Here is a 16,203-nt window from a genome sequence, read left to right on the forward strand (position 1 = left end):
TTGGTCGCGTGTCGGTCGACCTGGTCGGGACCCTCCGCACACCGATCTCGCTGGACGCGCTGGTCACGACCGCCGGCGAGACGGTGCAGCGGCTGCTCGGCCTCGGCACGGCTCCGGTCGTCGAGGTCTTCGAGGCCGTGCGGTACGAGGAGAACACCGGACGTCCGCTGAGCGCTCGCGCACTGCGGTCCACCACGATCGGCGGCCACGTCGCAGCGGACCTGTTCGAGCAGTCGGTCCGTCGCCGCTTCGACTTCGAGGTCGCTCCCGGCACCGGCGCCCGGCTGATGGTGTTCGACCGGTGCGGCGGTGCGCCCGACGCCACGCACGACGTGGTCGACGCTGCCTTCACCCCGGTCCGAACCTGCTCCGGCGTCGTCGTGGCCACCGCACTCGCGCTGGCCGCGGCGACGCGGGGCGGTGGCGAGTTCGTCGACGTCAACATCATGATGACGCCGTCGGTGAGCGACCCGGAGCAGGTGGTCGAGCTGACGAGGCTGCGGGACCGGGGTGAGGACTTCGTCGGGCGGTGCGAGCGGTACCTGCGCCAGTTCGCCGCGCTGGACGCCTGGCCGCCCGCCGACGCCGACGCCGACGCCGAGAACTGTCAGACCCGCTGAGTACGTTGGGATGCGAGGGGATCCCAGACCGGGGGGACCCCTGCGTGAGCGTGCTCCGAACAGCAAAGGCCGGGCGCCGGGCACACCGCCCCCGAGCGAGACCCGCGCCACCAAGCCGCGCCGCTGATCTGCACGGACCCCGCCCAGACCGCAGGATCGAGGCATGCGATGTCTCGTGACCGGCGCGACCGGATACCTCGGTGGACGGCTCGTGCCCAGGCTGCTGGCCGAGGGGCACCAGGTGCGGTGCCTCGTGCGGTCGCCGGAGAAGCTGCGCGACGTCCCGTGGGCCGCTGACGTCGAGATCGTGCGCGGGGACGTGCTCGAGAACCTCGACGAGGCGATGCGGAACGTCGAGGTCGTGCACTACCTGGTGCACTCGCTGAACTCGAAGGACTTCGCGAACGCCGACAAGAAAGCCGCCGAGAACACGGCGAAGGCCGCAGAAAAAGCAGGCGTTCAGAGAATCGTCTACCTGGGCGGGCTGCACCCCGAGCACACCGAGCTGTCGCCGCACCTGGCCTCCCGCAAGGAGGTCGGCGAGGTCTTCCTCAACTCGAAGATCCCCGCGATCGTCCTGCAGGCGGCGGTGATCATCGGGTCGGGGTCGGCGAGCTTCGAGATGTTGCGCTACCTGACCGAGCGGCTGCCGGTCATGGTCACGCCGCGCTGGGTGCACAACCGGATCCAGCCGATCGCCGTGCGCGACGTGCTGCGCTACCTGGTCGACGCGACGACGCTCGAGAACACGAACCGGACGTTCGACATCGGCGGGCCGGACGTGTTGACGTACCTGCAGATGATGTTGCGGTACGCGCAGGTCGCGGGGCTGCCGAAGCGGCGGGTGCTGCCGGTGCCGCTGCTCACGCCCGGTCTGTCGTCGCACTGGGTCAACGTCGTCACGCCCGTGCCCAAGTCGATCGCCAGGCCGTTGATCGAGTCGCTGGTGCACGAGGTGGTGTGCCGGGAGAACGACATCCGCGAGGTCCTGCCGGGCGAGAACATCGGCTACGACAAGGCGGTCGAGCTCGCGCTGGCCAAGACCCGCGACGCCGACGTCGAGACGCGCTGGTCGGGGGCCTCCTTCCCCGGCGCGCCGAGCGAGCCGCTGCCGACCGACCCCGACTGGTCCGGCGGGTCGGTCTACACCGACGAACGCGAGCACAAGACCACGGCGACGCCCGAACGGCTGTGGGAGGTCGTCGAGGGCATCGGCGGCGAACGGGGCTGGTACTCGTTCCCGCTGGCCTGGGCCGTGCGGGGCTGGATGGACCGGCTGGTCGGCGGCGTCGGGCTGCGCAGGGGCCGGCGTGATCCCCAACGGCTGCACGTCGGGGAGGCGCTCGACTTCTGGCGGGTCGAGGAGATCGAACGCGGGCGGCTGCTGCGGTTGCGGGCCGAGATGAAGGTGCCCGGGAAGGCGTGGCTCGAGTTTCGAGTGGCGGCCAACGAGGGGTCCGGGTCCACTTACCGCCAACGCGCCGTGTTCGTGCCCAAAGGGCTCGCCGGGCAGCTCTACTGGTGGGCTGTCTGGCCGTTCCACGGCGTCGTGTTCGGCGGCATGGTGCGCAACATCGCCAATGAAGCTGAGCTGCACAAGAACTTCAGAAAGTCCTGATGGACTGCACAAGCAGCAAAGGGTGAGACTTCCCGCATGAAGGCTCTCGTCAAGGTCGCCGCTGGGCCTGGCCTCGAACTGACCGACGTCCCGGACCCCACTCCCGGACCGACGGACGTGCTGGTCAGGGTGCTGCGCACCGGTATCTGCGGCACCGACCTGCACATCGACTCGTGGGACGACTGGGCCGCCTCGAACATCGAGGCGCCGCTCGTCATCGGGCACGAGTTCGTCGGCGAGGTCGTGGAAACAGGCGCGTCCGTCACCAGCGTGAAGCCGGGTGACCTGGTCAGCGGCGAGGGTCACCTCGTGTGCGGGAAGTGCCGCAACTGCAAGGCCGGCCGCCGCCACCTCTGCGCCAACACGCGCGGTCTCGGCGTGCACTCCAACGGCGCGTTCGCCCAGTACGTCGTCCTGCCCGAGCAGAACGCGTGGGTGCACCGCACGCAGGTCGACCTGGACGTGGCCGCGATCTTCGACCCGTTCGGCAACGCCGTGCACACCGCGCTGAGCTTCCCCGTCATCGGCGAGGACGTGATCATCACCGGCGCCGGCCCGATCGGCATCATGGCCGCCGCCGTCGCCAAGCACGCGGGCGCGCGCAACGTCGTGATCACCGACATCTCCGAGCACCGCCTCGACCTGGCCCGCAAGGTCGGCGTCGACCTCGCCGTGAACGTCGCCGAGCGCACGATCGCCGACGCACAGGCCGAGCTCGGCATGGCCGAGGGCTTCGACATCGGCATGGAGATGTCCGGCAAGCCCGTCGCGATGCGCGACATGATCGCGAACATGGCCCACGGCGGCCGCATCGCGATGCTCGGGCTGCCCGCGGACGAGTTCTCCGTCGACTGGAGCAGCGTCGTGCTGAAGATGCTGCACATCAAGGGCATCTACGGCCGCGAGATGTTCGAGACCTGGTACTCGATGACCGTGCTGCTGCAGCGCGGCCTCGACCTCGCACCGGTCATCACGCACCGGTACGACCACACGCAGCACGCGGAGGCGTTCGCCACCGCGCGCGAGGGCAAGTGCGGCAAGGTCATCCTCGACTGGACGGGAGCCTGATGTACGGCGAGCTGAAGAACGACCTGGTCAAGACGATCGGGGAGATCCGGGAGGCCGGGCTCTACAAGTCCGAGCGCGTGATCGGCACCCCGCAGAACGCCGCCGTCCGGGTCGGTTCCGGTGACGAGGTCCTGAACTTCTGCGCCAACAACTACCTCGGCCTCGCCGACCACCCGACGCTCATCGAGGCTGCGAAGAAGGCCCTGGACGACTGGGGCTTCGGCATGGCCTCGGTGCGGTTCATCTGCGGCACCCAGGAACCGCACAAGGAACTGGAGCGCAAGCTCAGCGAGTTCCTCGGCACCGACGACACGATCCTCTACAGCTCGTGCTTCGACGCCAACGGCGGTCTGTTCGAGACGCTGCTCGGCGCCGAGGACGCGATCATCTCCGACGAGCTGAACCACGCGTCGATCATCGACGGCGTGCGCCTGTCGAAGGCCAAGCGGTTCCGCTACAAGAACCGCGACATGGACGACCTGGAGCGCCAGCTCAAGGACGCGTCCGACGCGCGCTACCGCCTTATCGCGACCGACGGCGTGTTCTCGATGGACGGCTACCTCGCGCCGTTGGACGAGATCTGCGACCTCGCCGAGCGCTACAACGCCCTGGTCATGGTCGACGACTCGCACGCCGTCGGCTTCACCGGCCCGACCGGTCGCGGCACCCCGGAACTGTTCGGCGTGCAGGACCGCGTCGACATCGTCACCGGCACCCTCGGCAAGGCACTGGGCGGTGCGTCGGGCGGTTACACGTCCGGCCGCGCGGAGATCATCGAACTGCTGCGCCAGCGCTCGCGCCCGTACCTGTTCTCGAACTCGCTCGCGCCCTCGATCACGGCCGCCGCGATCGCGACGCTCGACATGCTCTCGTCGTCCACGGACCTGCTGGCCCAGCTGCGGTCGAACACCGAGCTGTTCCGCCGGCGCATGACCGAGGAGGGCTTCGACCTGCTGCCCGGTGAGCACCCGATCATTCCGGTGATGATCGGCGACGCGGCCGAGGCGGGACGGCTCGCGGACCTGTTGCTGGAGCAGGGCATCTACGTGATCGGGTTCTCGTACCCGGTCGTGCCGCACGGCAAGGCGCGCATTCGCACGCAGATGTCCGCCGCACACACGACCGATGACGTCAATCGCGCCGTGGATGCATTTGTGGCCGCACGGGCGAAGATGTAACCGTAGGACTTGGACCGGTTCCAAAAACTACTTCCTTCAGGGACATTCGGAAGTAAAAGATGGAGCCGGTCTTCGCGTTCCTTCTAACTTGTCCGCCATGCCACTGCGGAAGTCCAGCGTGGTGGGCCGCGAGTTCGGCGACGGTGTCCGCAAGGTCATCGCGCGAACCAAGCTCACCCAGCGCAAGCTCGCCCAGGATCTCGACTGGGACGAGGCCAAGCTCTCCGACCTGGTGCGCGGCAAGGGCGGCGTGACCGAGTTCGACGTGACGCTGCTGCTCGGGTACTGCCGCGCCACCCCCGACGAGATCACCGTCTGGTCGACGGTGCTCGTGCCAGGCCATCTCCAAACCGCGGACTACATGCGCGCCGTTCTCGACGGGGCTGTTCGCACCGAATCCGTCGACTACGAGAAGGTCATCGCGGCGAAGCTCGAACGCCGCAACCTCTTCCACTGGAGCCGTACGTTCGTGTTCTACATCTACGAACCGGCCTTGCGCGTACCGGCGGGCGGGCCGGAGGTGATGAACGACCAGTGAGACTTCCGGGCTTTTCATCGAGAACAAGAAATCGCTCGCCGCCTACTCCTCCGTGCTGAAGCGGCTCGACGCTCAGGCTTTGGATCCGGAACAATCCAGGAGGCTGATCACCGGCCTGCTTACCTGAGGAGGCGTTCCGCATGACGAACTGGCGAAAGAGCTCCTACAGCCCCGACGCCAGCGACTGCGTCGAGGTCGGACGTGGCGTCGGCATCCGGGACAGCAAGGCGCCCACCGCCCACGTGCCGGTGTCGGCCGAGGCGTGGTCGGCGTTCCTCCACGATGTGACCCGCGTCACTTCCGAGTAAGAACCGGCTCGTCCGGCGCACTTCTCGACGTGGAGGAATTCGCGACCGTCTACCGCGAGTGCTACCCGCGGGTGCTCGCCTATGCGGCGAGTCACGCGGGGCAGCGGCTCGCCGAGGACATCACCAGTGAGACCTTCACGATCGCGTGGCGCAAGTCGGCGCAGATGCCGTCGAACGCGCTGCCGTGGTTGCTCGGCATCGCCCGCAACCTGGTGCGCGCCACCCGCCGGCAGACGACGCACTACGAGCTCACCGACTTCCCCGCGGAGGACGAGTTCGCGGTGATCGAGCTGCGGTCGGCGTTGTCGAGCCTCTCCGAGACCGACCAGGAGGTGCTGACGCTGATCGCGTGGCACGGGTTGGCGGCGGCGGAGGCTGCGCAGGTGCTCGGGTGCACGACGGCGACGTTCTTCGTGCGGCTGCACCGGGCTCGGCGGCGTCTGCAGGCTGCTCTCTGGACCCCGAAATTCGACAGTGCGAGGGACTCGTGGAAGACCTCATGAAGGACCTGGCGCAGGCCAGGCCGCCCGTTCCCGAGGTCGACCAGGACCGGATGGAACGCGACCTCGCCCGCATCATCACGCTGCCCAAGGAGCGGCCAGCCCGCAGGCAGTTCGTCCGGCGGTTCGCTCCGCTGCTGGTCATCGCGGCGGTGGTCGTCCTCGCGGTCGTCCTGCTGCCCGCGCCGCCCCAGCCGGTGCAGCCCGGCGCGGCGCCGCGCTGGTGGCACATGCTGTCGCAGCTCAACTCGACGATGATCGTCGGCGACCCGGCGAAGCCGTACATGGCGTACTTCTCCTCCGTGACCGAGCAGTGGGTGACCGCCGACAGCCGGATCACGGTCGGTCAGAAGGAGGGCGACGTCTCGGCCTCGGCGATCACCAGGGACCGCGACTGGTGGGTGAACACGGACAGGCCGGAGACCGCGCCCCTGGTCGGCGGGAGCCGCTCGGTGCGGTTCGGGCCGATGAAGCCGTACATGCAGAAGACCACCGTGTCCGGCTTCCAGATGTCCGCGCACAGCCAGGTGCGCATCGACTCGCTGGACGCGCTGCCCACCGATCCGGCGGAGCTGAAGAAGGAGCTCGAGACCATCGTCGGTAAGGACTCCTATCGAGTCGCGACGCTCGCGATGGAGCTGATGACCTCCAACATCCGCGACGACCAGCGCCGCGCCGCGTTCGAGATGCTCAAGACGCTCGACGGGATGCGGTCACTGGGCCAGACCCAGTGGCGTGGGCAGGACGGCGTCGGCGTGGCGATCGACGCGCCGTCGACCTTCCAGTTCACCGACGTCGAGACGCGGTTCGTCGTCAACCCCGACACCGGCTTGCCGATCGTCAAGTTCGACCTGACCACCAAGCCCCAGTACGGCCTGCCCGCCGACATGGTCGTCTCGAGCGAGGAGTACCTCCTGCTCGACCAGGTGGACTTCGAGCCGATCCTGCCGAAGGACATCCCCATGAACGGCGCGGTGGAATCCCCCATCATTGAGAAGTGATCGACCCACGACGGCTCCGCGTGCTGCGCGCACTGGCTGACCACGGCACCGTGACGGCCGCGGCCGCGGCACTGCACCTCACGCCGTCAGCGGTGTCGCAGCAGTTGGCCGCTCTCGAGTCCGAGGCCGGACATCCGTTGCTGCTGCGCAAGGGACGCCGTGTCTCACTGACGCCCGCAGGTTCGTTGCTGGTGGCGCACGCCCACGTCGTGGCCGCCGAACTGGAACGCGCACAGGCCACTTTGGACGCTCTGGCCTCGGGCAACGCCGGCCGGGTGGCGATCGCGTCGTTCGCGTCGGCGATCACGCAGGTGGTGGCGCCCGCGCTGGCGGCGTTGAAGTCGCGGTCGATCGAGCTGTCGGTGCGTGACGCCGAGGGGCACGAGAGCGTGCGGTTGTTGCTGGACGGCGAGATCGACGTGGCGATCACCGAGGAACACCGGACCACCGACCGGCTGACCCGGTTTCCGCTGTACACCGAGCCTTTCGACGTCGTGCTGCCGCCGGGGCGGGGTTCGGGCCAGCCGGTCGACCTCGCCTCGCTGGCCGACGAGGACTGGGTCGTGACGCTGCCCGGCAACCCGCTGCGGGACGTGGTGGAGATGGCGTGCGCGCAGGCCGGGTTCACGCCGCGGATCCGGCACACGTCCGACGACTTCCGGGCGATCGAGGCACTGGTCGCGGCGGGTGCGGGGGTGGCGCTGGCGCCGCGGAACGCCGTGCGCGGGGTGCCGGTGTCGGGGGTCGCACCGTTGCGGCGGGTGGTGGCGGCGGTGCGGCGCGGGTCGGAGGAACACCCGCTGATCAGGGCGGTCTTGGACGAGCTCCAAGCGGCTCGTTAGACGCGCGGGAGATAGGCGGCAACCTCGGCGAGCGCGTCCAAGGTCTCGTGGTCGACGTTGCCGGTCGCGGTCTCGGCTTCGGCGATGGTCACGGTCTTGCCGTCGCGTTCGCTGCCGTAGCGCAGACCGGTGAACTGGATCTCGGCCAGGTCGAGCAGGTGGCTGCCGAGCGGGTGGACGTCGCCGCTGCCGTGCCTGTTCATGACGGTCTGGAAGTCGCGGGCGTCACCGGTCGACGCGAGGCCGATCCACACGACCGAGATCACGGCGGTGTTGCCGGCGCCGTCCGTCACCGCGAACAGGACCCGGTCCAGCGATGTGCAGCGGTTCCGGGTGAAGAACTCGCGGATCTCGCCGAACGACACGGCGACGCACTCCGCCTGCTGCCTGGCCGTGCGCTTGAGCTGCCGCATGCCCATGCGCTGCCAGGCACCGTCCACATCACCCTTGCGCGCGGCCTTCTGACCTTCGGCTTTGCGCGGGCCGAGCCGCAACGACGATCCGCCGGAGCCGCCTCGGCGCGGGCGGACCGGTCGTGCTCAGGCCGTCTGTGTCCGCCGCGACGCTCAGCGCCAGGGCCCCTGCCACGATCAGGTGACTCCGCTACGGCGGCGGGATCGACACCCGCAGCTTCGCCGCGATCCTCGTCAACGCCTGCCGGTCCTCGTCGTCGAGCGGGTCCAGCACGAGTTGCCGCACCGCCCGCAGGTGCACCGGCGCGGCCGCCTCCACCACCTCGAACCCCGAGTCGGTCAGCGACGCGATCGTGTACCGGCCGTTGTCCGGGTCCGGGTAGCGCTCGACCCAGCCGCGTTGCTCGAAGCGCTTGACCACGTTCGACAGGCGCGAGAGCGAGCCGTTCGCCAGGAAGGCGAGCTCGCTCATGCGGATGCGGCGGTCCGGGGCCTCCGAGACGTGGCTGAGCACCAGGTAGTCGAACAGGCTCAGGCCCGACTCCTCCTGCAGCGGCGCCTCGAGTCGTCCCGGCATCAGCAGCAGCAACGAGACCAGCCCCGTCCAGGCTTCCTTCTCCTGCGCGTTCAGCCACTCCACGTCGCAGACCTTACTTCACGCTTGAAGTCGTGTACGGTTGACTTCAAGCGTGAATTCAAGCATGAAGTCAGAGGAGACGACGATGAGCGAGGTCGAGTTCTTCGCGACGCCCGGCTACGGCGTGACGCAGGCGGAGAACATGCACTACAGCCAGGCCGTGCGGATCGGCGACCGGGTCGAGATCTCCGGGCAGGGCGGGTGGGACGACGAGTTCGGGTTCCCCGAGACGCTCGAAGAGGAGATCGTCCGGGCCTTCGACAACGTCGAGCGGACCCTGCGGGAAGCAGGAAGCACGTGGTCGAACGTCGTGCACGTCAACTCGTACCACGTGCTGCGCGACGAGACGTTCGACGACCACAACCGCGTGATGGTCGAGCAGTTCCGCAAGCGGATGGGCGAGCGCAGGCCCATCTGGACCGAGAGCGGGGTCACCGCCCTCGGTCACCCGAAGATGCGCATCGAGATCCGCGTGACCGCGGTGGACTAGTGCGGGGCGCGGGCCGCGAGCTTGGCGGTGCCGGGGTCGCCCGCGGACAACGCGCCGCGGGCGGCGAGCTGGCAGATGTCCATGCTGGACGTGGCCAGGCGGGCGCCGACGCCGGCGAGAGCGGTGTGGTTCATCGACAGCGACGTCACGCCGAGGCCGATGAGCACGCACGCCAGCAGCGGGTCGGCCGCTGCCTCGCCGCAGACGCCGACGGGCTTGCCGGTGGCGGTGGCCGCCTCGCCGACCAGGGCGATCAGGCGCAGCAACGCCGGCTGCCACGGGTCGTTCAGCGCGGCCACACCGCCGAGCTGGCGGTCGGCGGCGAAGACGTACTGGGCCAGGTCGTTGGTGCCGATGGAGATGAAGTCGACGACCTGGAGGATCTCGCGCGCCGACAGGGCGGCCGACGGGACCTCGACCATGACGCCGGCGCGGGCGATGCCGGCCTTGCGCGCGCGGTCGACGAACCACGCGGCTTCGGCGGCGGTCGCGACCATCGGGGCCATGACGGAGACGTCGGCGCCGGAAGAAGCAGCCGCCGCGGCGATGGCTTCGAGCTGGCGGTCCAGCACCTCGGGACGGTCGAAGGCCACGCGCAGGCCGCGGACGCCGAGTGCCGGGTTGGGCTCGGGGTCCGGGTTCAGAAACGCCAGCGGCTTGTCCGCGCCCGCGTCGAGGGTGCGCACCACCACGGGCTTGCCCGCAAACGGCGCCAGTACGGCCTCGTATGCAGCAGTCTGCTCAGCAACGGTCGGCTCCTCCGCGGCGTCCAGGAAGCAGAACTCCGTGCGGAAGAGACCGACGCCCTCCGCACCCGCGGCGGCAGCGGCGGCCGCGTCCGCCGGCGAGCCGACGTTGCCGAGGACCTTCACGCGGTGGCCGTCCTTCAGGACGCCGACGCCGTTCCACGTGACCTTCTTGCCGGTGCCGGCGGTGCGGACCTTGCCGTCCGACTCGCGGACCTGACCCGTGTCGCCGTCGACGTCGAGCGAGGTGGCCTCGAACGCCAGGATGCCGCGGCACGCGACGACGGCCGGGATGCCCAGCGAACGGGCGAGGATCGCCGTGTGGGAGGTGGGGCCGCCCTCCTCCGTGACCAGGGCGAGGACCTTCGACGGGTCGAGGCCCGCGGTGTCGGCGGGTGCCAGGTCGCGGGCGACCAGCACGGACGGCGAGGCCAGGTCGGGCACGCCGGGGGCGGGCAGACCGAGCAGCTCGGCCACCACGCGGTCGCGGACGTCCTGGACGTCGCGGGCGCGTTCGGCCATGTACCCGCCGGCGGCCTGCAGTGCGGCGATGAACTTCTGCGCCGCCTGGTGCACGGCGCGGGCCGCGGGCAGCGACTCGTCGGACACGAGCTTCTCGGCGGACTTGATCAGGGACGGGTCACCGGCCATCGCCGCCGTGGTCTCGAGCACCGCGCGGGCGTCGCCCTCGACGGTCTTCGCGCGCTCCATCAGGCGCTGCGCCACGACCTCCGTCGCCGGACGGATCCGGGAGGCCTCCTCGGCTGTGTCCGCGGGGCGGGGACCCGTGGGAGGTTCGGGCAGGGCCTCGGAGACCCTCACGACGGGGCCGGAAGCCCGGCCGCTGCTGACACCGACACCGCTCAGCCGCGCGCTCGACATGGTCTAGACCATACCCTTCCACCGGGAACCGACGACAGCTCAGTGTGACTAAAAGTCCGGCGGAACGCGGAAAGGCGCGTGGGACGTCATCTCGGCTTAACACGTACGACGGACAGCGGCGTGACGGTGAGCCGTTCGGACCCGGGGGCGTCAGTCCGTGCGTGACTCGACTTCGGCCGCGGTCGGGTACGACGGCTGCGCGCCCGCCTTCGTGACGGACAGGGCCGCGACCTTCACCGCATAACGGGCAGCGGCAACCAGGTCGTCGCCCTCGGCCAGCCGCGCGGACACCGCACCGGCGAACGCGTCACCGGCACCGGTCGTGTCGACGACCTCGGCCACCTCGACGGCCGGGACCTCGACGATCCCCGACTTCTCCACCACGGAGGCACCGCGCGAGCCGAGCGTGACGATCGCCGACGCCGGTCCCAGCGCGAGCAGGCCGGACCACTCCGGCGCGAGCTGCGCGGCCTCGTGCTCGTTCACGACCAGCACCGCGAGCTGCGCCAACGTCTTCGCGGGCAGCTCGGCCACCGGCGACAGGTTGAGCACCGTGCGGACACCGGCTTCGGAAGCCACGCCGATCGCGTGGACCACCGTCTCCAGCGGCACCTCCAGCGAGCACGCCAGCACCTCGACGCCGTCGAACGACAGTCCGTCCACATCGGACGACGACACGTCGGCGTTCGCACCGGGGGAGACGACGATCGAGTTCTCGCCGTCGGGCGTCACGGTGATGTACGCGATCCCGGTGGGCCGCGCGGAGGTCCTCACCAGCGCCGTGTCGACGCCGGACGACTCCAGCGACTCGCGCAGCAGCGAGCCGTACCCGTCCCCGCCGACGGCACCGACCAGTGCGACGGACGCGCCGACCCGTGCGGCGGCGACGGCGGTGTTCGCGCCCTTGCCGCCGGGCAGCACGACGGTGTCGCCACCGAGCACGGTCTCACCGCCGCCGGGCCGCCTGCCGACCTCGACCACGAGGTCGGCGTTGGCGGACCCGAGCACGAGCAGAGGCTTCGTCACTTGAGGAACTCTGCCACGTTCTGCTTCGTGACGACCTTGACCTCGACGTCCACGACCTGCTGAACGGTCTCGCCCTTCGCGGCGTGCACCGCCTGCTCGACGGCCTTCGACCCGAGCTGCTTCGGCTGCTGCGCGACGGACGCGGCGAGCGTGCCGTCCTGGATCGCCTTCAGACCGTCGGGCGTGCCGTCGAAACCGACGACCAGGACGTCCTTGCCGGCACGGGCGCCGAGCGCCTTGATCGCGCCGAGCGCCATCTCGTCGTTCTCGGCGAAGATGCCCTTCAGCGTGGGGTGGCCCTGCAACAGGTTCGTGGTCTCGTTGAGGCCCTTGGCCCGGTCGAAGTCGGCGACGGCGGTGGCGGCGACCTTGATGTTGCCGCTGTTCAGGCCCTGTTCGAAGCCCCGGCCGCGGTCACGCGACGCCGAGGCGCCCTGGATGCCCTTGAGGTGGCCGACCTCGCCCGAGGTGGCGCGGCCGAGCTCGATGGCCGCGAGGCTGCCGCCCTGCACGTTGTTCGACGCGACCTCGGCGGCGACCTTGCCCTCGACCGAGCGGTCGACCGAGATCAGCGGGATGCCCGCCAGCTCGGCGGCCTTCGCGGCGGGTGCGGACTGCTGGGAGTCGACCGGGTTGAGGAGGATCGCCTTGACGCCCTGGGTCACCAGCGTCTGCACCTGGTTGACCTGGTTCGTCGCGTCGTTCTGCGCGTCGACCACGGTCAGCTTGGCACCGAGCTGGTCCGCCATCTCCTGCGCGCCCCGCTGCAGCTCCACGAAGAACGGGTTGTTCAAAGTGGACACCGCGAGCCCGATGGTGATGTCGCTTCCGGACGCCCCGGTACCGCTGCACCCGGTCGCGACCAGTGCCGCGGCTCCGAGGGTCAGCGCGATCCGTCGGGTCACCTTCATCAGTGTCTTCCTTACCTGTTGCGGGGTTCTTGCTCAGCGACGGCGAAGTGAGTCGAGCAGCGCGGCGAGAGCGATCACCACGCCGATGACGACCTGCTGCCAGAACGGGTGGACCTGCAGCAGATTGAGGCCGTTGCGCAGGACGGCGAGCACGAGTGCGCCGACCAACGTCCCGGTGGCGCGGCCGACGCCACCGGACAGCGACGCACCGCCGATGACGACCGCGGCGATGGCGTCGAGCTCGTAGCCGGCCGCGGCCTGCGGGCCGGCGGACCCGAGCCGTCCGGCGAGCACGAGGCCCGCGGCGGCGGCGAACAGGCCGGACAGGGCGTAGATCCACAGCTTCTGCCTGCGCACGTCGATGCCGCTGAGCTTCGCGGCCTCCTCGTTGCCGCCGATCGCGTACATGCGCCGGCCGAGGTTCGTGCGCGTGAGGATCAGGCCGGTGATGCCGAAGAACGCGAGCATCAGCAGCAGCGGCAACGGGAGCATCGGCGCGAGGTTCGAGCCGAGGAACGTCACCAGCTCGTCGGTGTTGTGCGGCTGACCTTCCGAGACCACGAGCGTGAGGCCGCGGGCGACGCTCAGCATGGCCAGCGTCGCGATGAACGGCGGCAGCTTGCCGTAGCTGATCATCGCGCCGTTGACGAGACCGCACAGCGCGCCGACGACCAGGCCGACCGGTCCGGCGGTGAGGGCGCCGACCATCGCGGCGAGCGCGGCGATGCTGCCCACGGACAGGTCGATGCCTCCCGCGACGACGACGAACGTCATGCCGAACGCCAGGATCGCGATGGCCGCTGCCTGCACGCCGACGTTGACGAGGTTCTGCGCGGTGAGGAACGCCGGGTTGGAGATCGCGAGTGCGAGGGCGAGGATCAAAAGCCCTGCCAGAGCGCCGTTCTCTGCCAAAAAATTCTTGGCTGTGTACCTAGGCTTGCTGATCGTGGTCATGCGGAGATCTCCTGCACGGCGAGTGCCATCACCTGGTCTTGGGTCGCGCCCTTCGGCAGCTCACCGGCCACGCGGCCGTGCGCCATCACGACGACGCGGTCGCTCATCCCGATCACCTCGGGGAGGTCGCTGGACACGAGCAGCACGGCCCTGCCCTGCGCGGTCATCCGGTTGACCAGCTCGTAGATCTCGACCTTGGCGCCGACGTCGACGCCGCGGGTCGGTTCGTCGAGGATCAGCACCTTCGGGTCGGCCAGCAGCCACTTGCCGATGACGACCTTCTGCTGGTTGCCGCCCGACAGCTCCTTCACCGGCTGGTCGACGCGGCCCTTGATCCGCAGCTTGCCCGCGATGTCGCGCAGCCGCCCTGCGTCGCGGTTCTCCAGCGTCACCAGCTCGAGGTTCTGGCCGACGGTCGCCGTGAGGACCAGGCCCTGGCCCTTGCGGTCCTCCGGCACGAGGCCGAGACCTGCCCTGATGGCGGCCTGGACGTCGTTGCGGCGCAACCGCTTGCCGTCGACCTCGACCGTGCCGCGGTCGTAGTCGTCCACGCCGAACGCCGCCCGCGCGACCTCGGTGCGGCCGGCGCCGACGAGTCCCGCGATGCCGACGACCTCGCCCGCGTGGACCTCGATGTCGATGTCGCTGAACACGCCGTTCTTCGTCAGACCCGAGATCCTGAGCAACGGCTGCCCGGCGCGCTGGCGTTCGCGGGGGTACTGCTCGTCGATGGGACGGCCGACCATCAGCTCGATCATGTGCCTGGTGGTGGCGCGCGGGCCGAGCACTCCGACGGACCGGCCGTCGCGCAGGACCGTGACGCGGTCGGCGATCCGCTGGATCTCGTTGAGGTGGTGGGTGATGAAGACGAGCCCGACGCCGTTGTCCCGCAGCTGGGCCATGATCTGCAGCAACCGGTCGGTCTCGGTGTCGGTGAGGACCGCGGTCGGCTCGTCGAGGATCAGCACGCCGGCGTCCCTGTCGAGCGCGCGGGCGATCTCGATCATCTGCTGCTGCGCGATGCCGAGGTCGCGGACCTTGGTGTCCGGGTCGACGCGCAGGCCGACGCGGTCGAGCAGCTCCGGTGCGCGGCGGCGCATCTCGGCGCGGTCGACGAACCCGAACCGGCGCGGCAGGCGGTTGAGGAACAGGTTCTCCGCGACGCTGAGCTCGGGGACCAGGGCCAGCTCCTGGTGGATCACGGCGAGGCTGGCGCGCCCCTCGATCGTGCCCGAGTCGTGGCCGTGGATGCCCGCGAGGACCTTGACCAGCGTGGACTTGCCCGCGCCGTTCTCGCCGAGCAGGACGTGGACCTCGCCCGCGTTGATGTCGAGGTCGACGCCGTCCAACGCCAAGGTGCCGCCGAAGTGCTTGGTGATGCCGCGTGCGGTGATGAGCGTGTTCACAGCTCGGCCTCCCCGAGCGAGCCGCGCAGCACGAGCTTCGCGGTCAGGCGGACGTCGTCGGGCTGGCGGCCGTCGATCAGGGCGAGCAGGCTGCGCGCGGCGGCCTTGCCCATCTCCACGGTCGGCTGCGCGATGACCGTGATCGGCGGGTCGAGCAGCGGGAACCACGGCTGGTCGTCGAACACCGCGAACGCGATGTCGTGCGGGATCTGCAGGCCGCGGGCCCTGACCTCGCCCAACGCGCCCAGGCCCATCAGGTTGTCCATGGCGACGAGCGCGGTGGCGCCGTCGTCGAGGAGCCTCGCGGCGGCCTGGCTGCCGCTCTCCTGCCGGAAGTCGCCGTGCACGACCTGCGCGAGGCCGCCGAGCGAGCCCGTGAGCACCTGCGTTCGTTCTCTTCCGGTGGAGGTGTTCGGCGGACCCGCGATCACTCCGATGCGGGTGTGGCCGGCGCCGACGAGCCGCCGGGCGAGCGCGGTCAATGCCTCGCTGCCGTCGGCGCGGACGACAGGGCATGTCGCGCCCTTGACCGTCCGGTCGAGCAGAACCAGTGGTACGCCGCCTGCGCTCACTTCGCGGACCAGACTCGGGTCGTCGGTCGCGGGGCACAGCAGGAGGCCGTCCACCCGGCGGTCGAGCAGGGTGCGCACGTAGGTGGCCTCCTGCTCGGCGCTCTCGTCGGCGTTCCCGATCACGACGCAGTAGCCGTGTGACCGGGCTTCGTCCTCGACCGCTCGCGCGATCTCGGCGAAGAACGGGTTCAGCAGGTCGCTGATGACCAGACCGAGGGTCTGGGTGCTGGTGGTGCGGAGGGATCGCGCCAGGGCGTTGGGCCGGTAGCCGAGCTCCTCGATCGCGGCGAGCACGCGCTCCCGGGTCTCGGGCGTCGGCGCGGCATGGCCGTTGAGCACGCGCGACACGGTGGCCGTGGAGACGCCGGCGTGCTGCGCGACGTCCTTCATGGTCGTCACGAGGCCTTAGTTAATCGATTACACATCTATGTAGTCAAGCTGAGACCGGTGGATGAGTAGGTGTACGGATGTCACTCGGCATGCTCTGCCGCAC

The 16,203-nt window shown here is 69.8% G+C and carries 17 protein-coding genes and 1 pseudogene; 10 read left to right on the forward strand and 8 right to left on the reverse strand.

The genetic code is table 11. The annotated features are described in order from the left end of the window. The first annotated feature begins 8 nt into the window (after positions 1-8). The 9 genes and pseudogenes from ACFWV3_RS26980 to ACFWV3_RS27020 all read left to right on the forward strand — a co-directional run bounded on the left by ACFWV3_RS26980 (position 9) and on the right by ACFWV3_RS27020 (position 7,673). Positions 9-620, forward strand: coding sequence for a hypothetical protein (locus ACFWV3_RS26980; RefSeq protein WP_382414908.1), 612 nt, complete (start codon positions 9-11; stop codon positions 618-620). Positions 621-783: 163 nt separating this feature from the next. Then, a complete protein-coding gene (locus ACFWV3_RS26985; protein ID WP_382414910.1) occupies positions 784-2,238 on the forward strand; it encodes an SDR family oxidoreductase in 1,455 nt (484 codons plus the stop codon). Between the two features lie 36 nt (positions 2,239-2,274). Then, positions 2,275-3,306, forward strand: coding sequence for an L-threonine 3-dehydrogenase (gene tdh, locus ACFWV3_RS26990; RefSeq protein ID WP_382414912.1), 1,032 nt, complete (start codon positions 2,275-2,277; stop codon positions 3,304-3,306). Beyond that, positions 3,306-4,484: a glycine C-acetyltransferase gene (locus tag ACFWV3_RS26995; protein WP_382414914.1), complete on the forward strand. Its 1,179-nt coding sequence runs from the start codon at positions 3,306-3,308 to the stop codon at positions 4,482-4,484. The genes tdh and ACFWV3_RS26995 overlap by 1 nt, the downstream gene beginning before the upstream one ends. A 97-nt stretch (positions 4,485-4,581) precedes the next feature. Next, a pseudogene (locus tag ACFWV3_RS27000) lies at positions 4,582-5,149 on the forward strand (Scr1 family TA system antitoxin-like transcriptional regulator). 13 nt (positions 5,150-5,162) lie between these two features. Beyond that, positions 5,163-5,330: a DUF397 domain-containing protein gene (locus ACFWV3_RS27005; RefSeq protein ID WP_382414915.1), complete on the forward strand. Its 168-nt coding sequence runs from the start codon at positions 5,163-5,165 to the stop codon at positions 5,328-5,330. A gap of 29 nt (positions 5,331-5,359) precedes the next feature. Next, the gene (locus ACFWV3_RS27010) at positions 5,360-5,833 is read left to right on the forward strand and encodes an RNA polymerase sigma factor (RefSeq protein ID WP_382414916.1); all 474 of its coding nucleotides are present in this window, start codon (positions 5,360-5,362) and stop codon (positions 5,831-5,833) included. Then, a complete protein-coding gene (locus ACFWV3_RS27015; RefSeq protein ID WP_382414917.1) occupies positions 5,830-6,831 on the forward strand; it encodes a hypothetical protein in 1,002 nt (333 codons plus the stop codon). Before ACFWV3_RS27010 ends, ACFWV3_RS27015 begins: the two co-directional genes overlap by 4 nt. Further along, positions 6,828-7,673: a LysR family transcriptional regulator gene (locus tag ACFWV3_RS27020; protein WP_382414919.1), complete on the forward strand. Its 846-nt coding sequence runs from the start codon at positions 6,828-6,830 to the stop codon at positions 7,671-7,673. The genes ACFWV3_RS27015 and ACFWV3_RS27020 overlap by 4 nt, the downstream gene beginning before the upstream one ends. Here the strand turns inward: ACFWV3_RS27020 and ACFWV3_RS27025 are convergent. Both ACFWV3_RS27025 and ACFWV3_RS27030 read right to left on the reverse strand, forming a co-directional pair. Further along, positions 7,670-8,167, reverse strand: a complete 498-nt coding sequence (locus ACFWV3_RS27025) for a hypothetical protein (RefSeq protein WP_382414921.1) — start codon at positions 8,165-8,167, stop codon at positions 7,670-7,672. The two genes, ACFWV3_RS27020 and ACFWV3_RS27025, sit on opposite strands and share 4 nt — an antisense overlap. Before the next feature lie 109 nt (positions 8,168-8,276). After that, entirely contained in the window at positions 8,277-8,726 is a 450-nt protein-coding gene (locus ACFWV3_RS27030) for a MarR family winged helix-turn-helix transcriptional regulator (protein WP_382414923.1), read from the reverse strand. Between the two features lie 82 nt (positions 8,727-8,808). On the opposite strand from ACFWV3_RS27030, the gene ACFWV3_RS27035 reads away from it, so the two are divergent. Continuing rightward, a complete protein-coding gene (locus tag ACFWV3_RS27035) occupies positions 8,809-9,213 on the forward strand; it encodes a RidA family protein (protein WP_382414925.1) in 405 nt (134 codons plus the stop codon). Here the strand turns inward: ACFWV3_RS27035 and ptsP are convergent. From ptsP to ACFWV3_RS27065, 6 genes are all read right to left on the reverse strand, one after another. Beyond that, positions 9,210-10,841: a phosphoenolpyruvate--protein phosphotransferase gene (gene ptsP, locus ACFWV3_RS27040; protein ID WP_382414927.1), complete on the reverse strand. Its 1,632-nt coding sequence runs from the start codon at positions 10,839-10,841 to the stop codon at positions 9,210-9,212. The genes ACFWV3_RS27035 and ptsP overlap by 4 nt on opposite strands. Positions 10,842-10,991: 150 nt before the next feature. After that, positions 10,992-11,867 (reverse strand): ribokinase, encoded by an 876-nt coding sequence (locus ACFWV3_RS27045; protein WP_382414929.1) that lies wholly within the window; start codon positions 11,865-11,867, stop codon positions 10,992-10,994. Continuing rightward, a complete protein-coding gene (locus tag ACFWV3_RS27050) occupies positions 11,864-12,778 on the reverse strand; it encodes a substrate-binding domain-containing protein (protein ID WP_382414931.1) in 915 nt (304 codons plus the stop codon). Before ACFWV3_RS27050 ends, ACFWV3_RS27045 begins: the two co-directional genes overlap by 4 nt. Positions 12,779-12,811: 33 nt before the next feature. Then, a complete protein-coding gene (locus tag ACFWV3_RS27055; protein ID WP_382414933.1) occupies positions 12,812-13,732 on the reverse strand; it encodes an ABC transporter permease in 921 nt (306 codons plus the stop codon). Further along, entirely contained in the window at positions 13,729-15,138 is a 1,410-nt protein-coding gene (locus tag ACFWV3_RS27060) for a sugar ABC transporter ATP-binding protein (protein ID WP_382414935.1), read from the reverse strand. The genes ACFWV3_RS27055 and ACFWV3_RS27060 overlap by 4 nt, the downstream gene beginning before the upstream one ends. Then, positions 15,135-16,100, reverse strand: a complete 966-nt coding sequence (locus ACFWV3_RS27065) for a LacI family DNA-binding transcriptional regulator (RefSeq protein ID WP_382415064.1) — start codon at positions 16,098-16,100, stop codon at positions 15,135-15,137. The genes ACFWV3_RS27060 and ACFWV3_RS27065 overlap by 4 nt, the downstream gene beginning before the upstream one ends. Between the last annotated feature and the right edge of the window lie 103 nt (positions 16,101-16,203).

Origin of the sequence: Lentzea sp. NPDC059081, from assembly GCF_042738015.1 — a bacterium.
Taxonomy (GTDB): Bacteria; Actinomycetota; Actinomycetes; order Mycobacteriales; family Pseudonocardiaceae; genus Lentzea.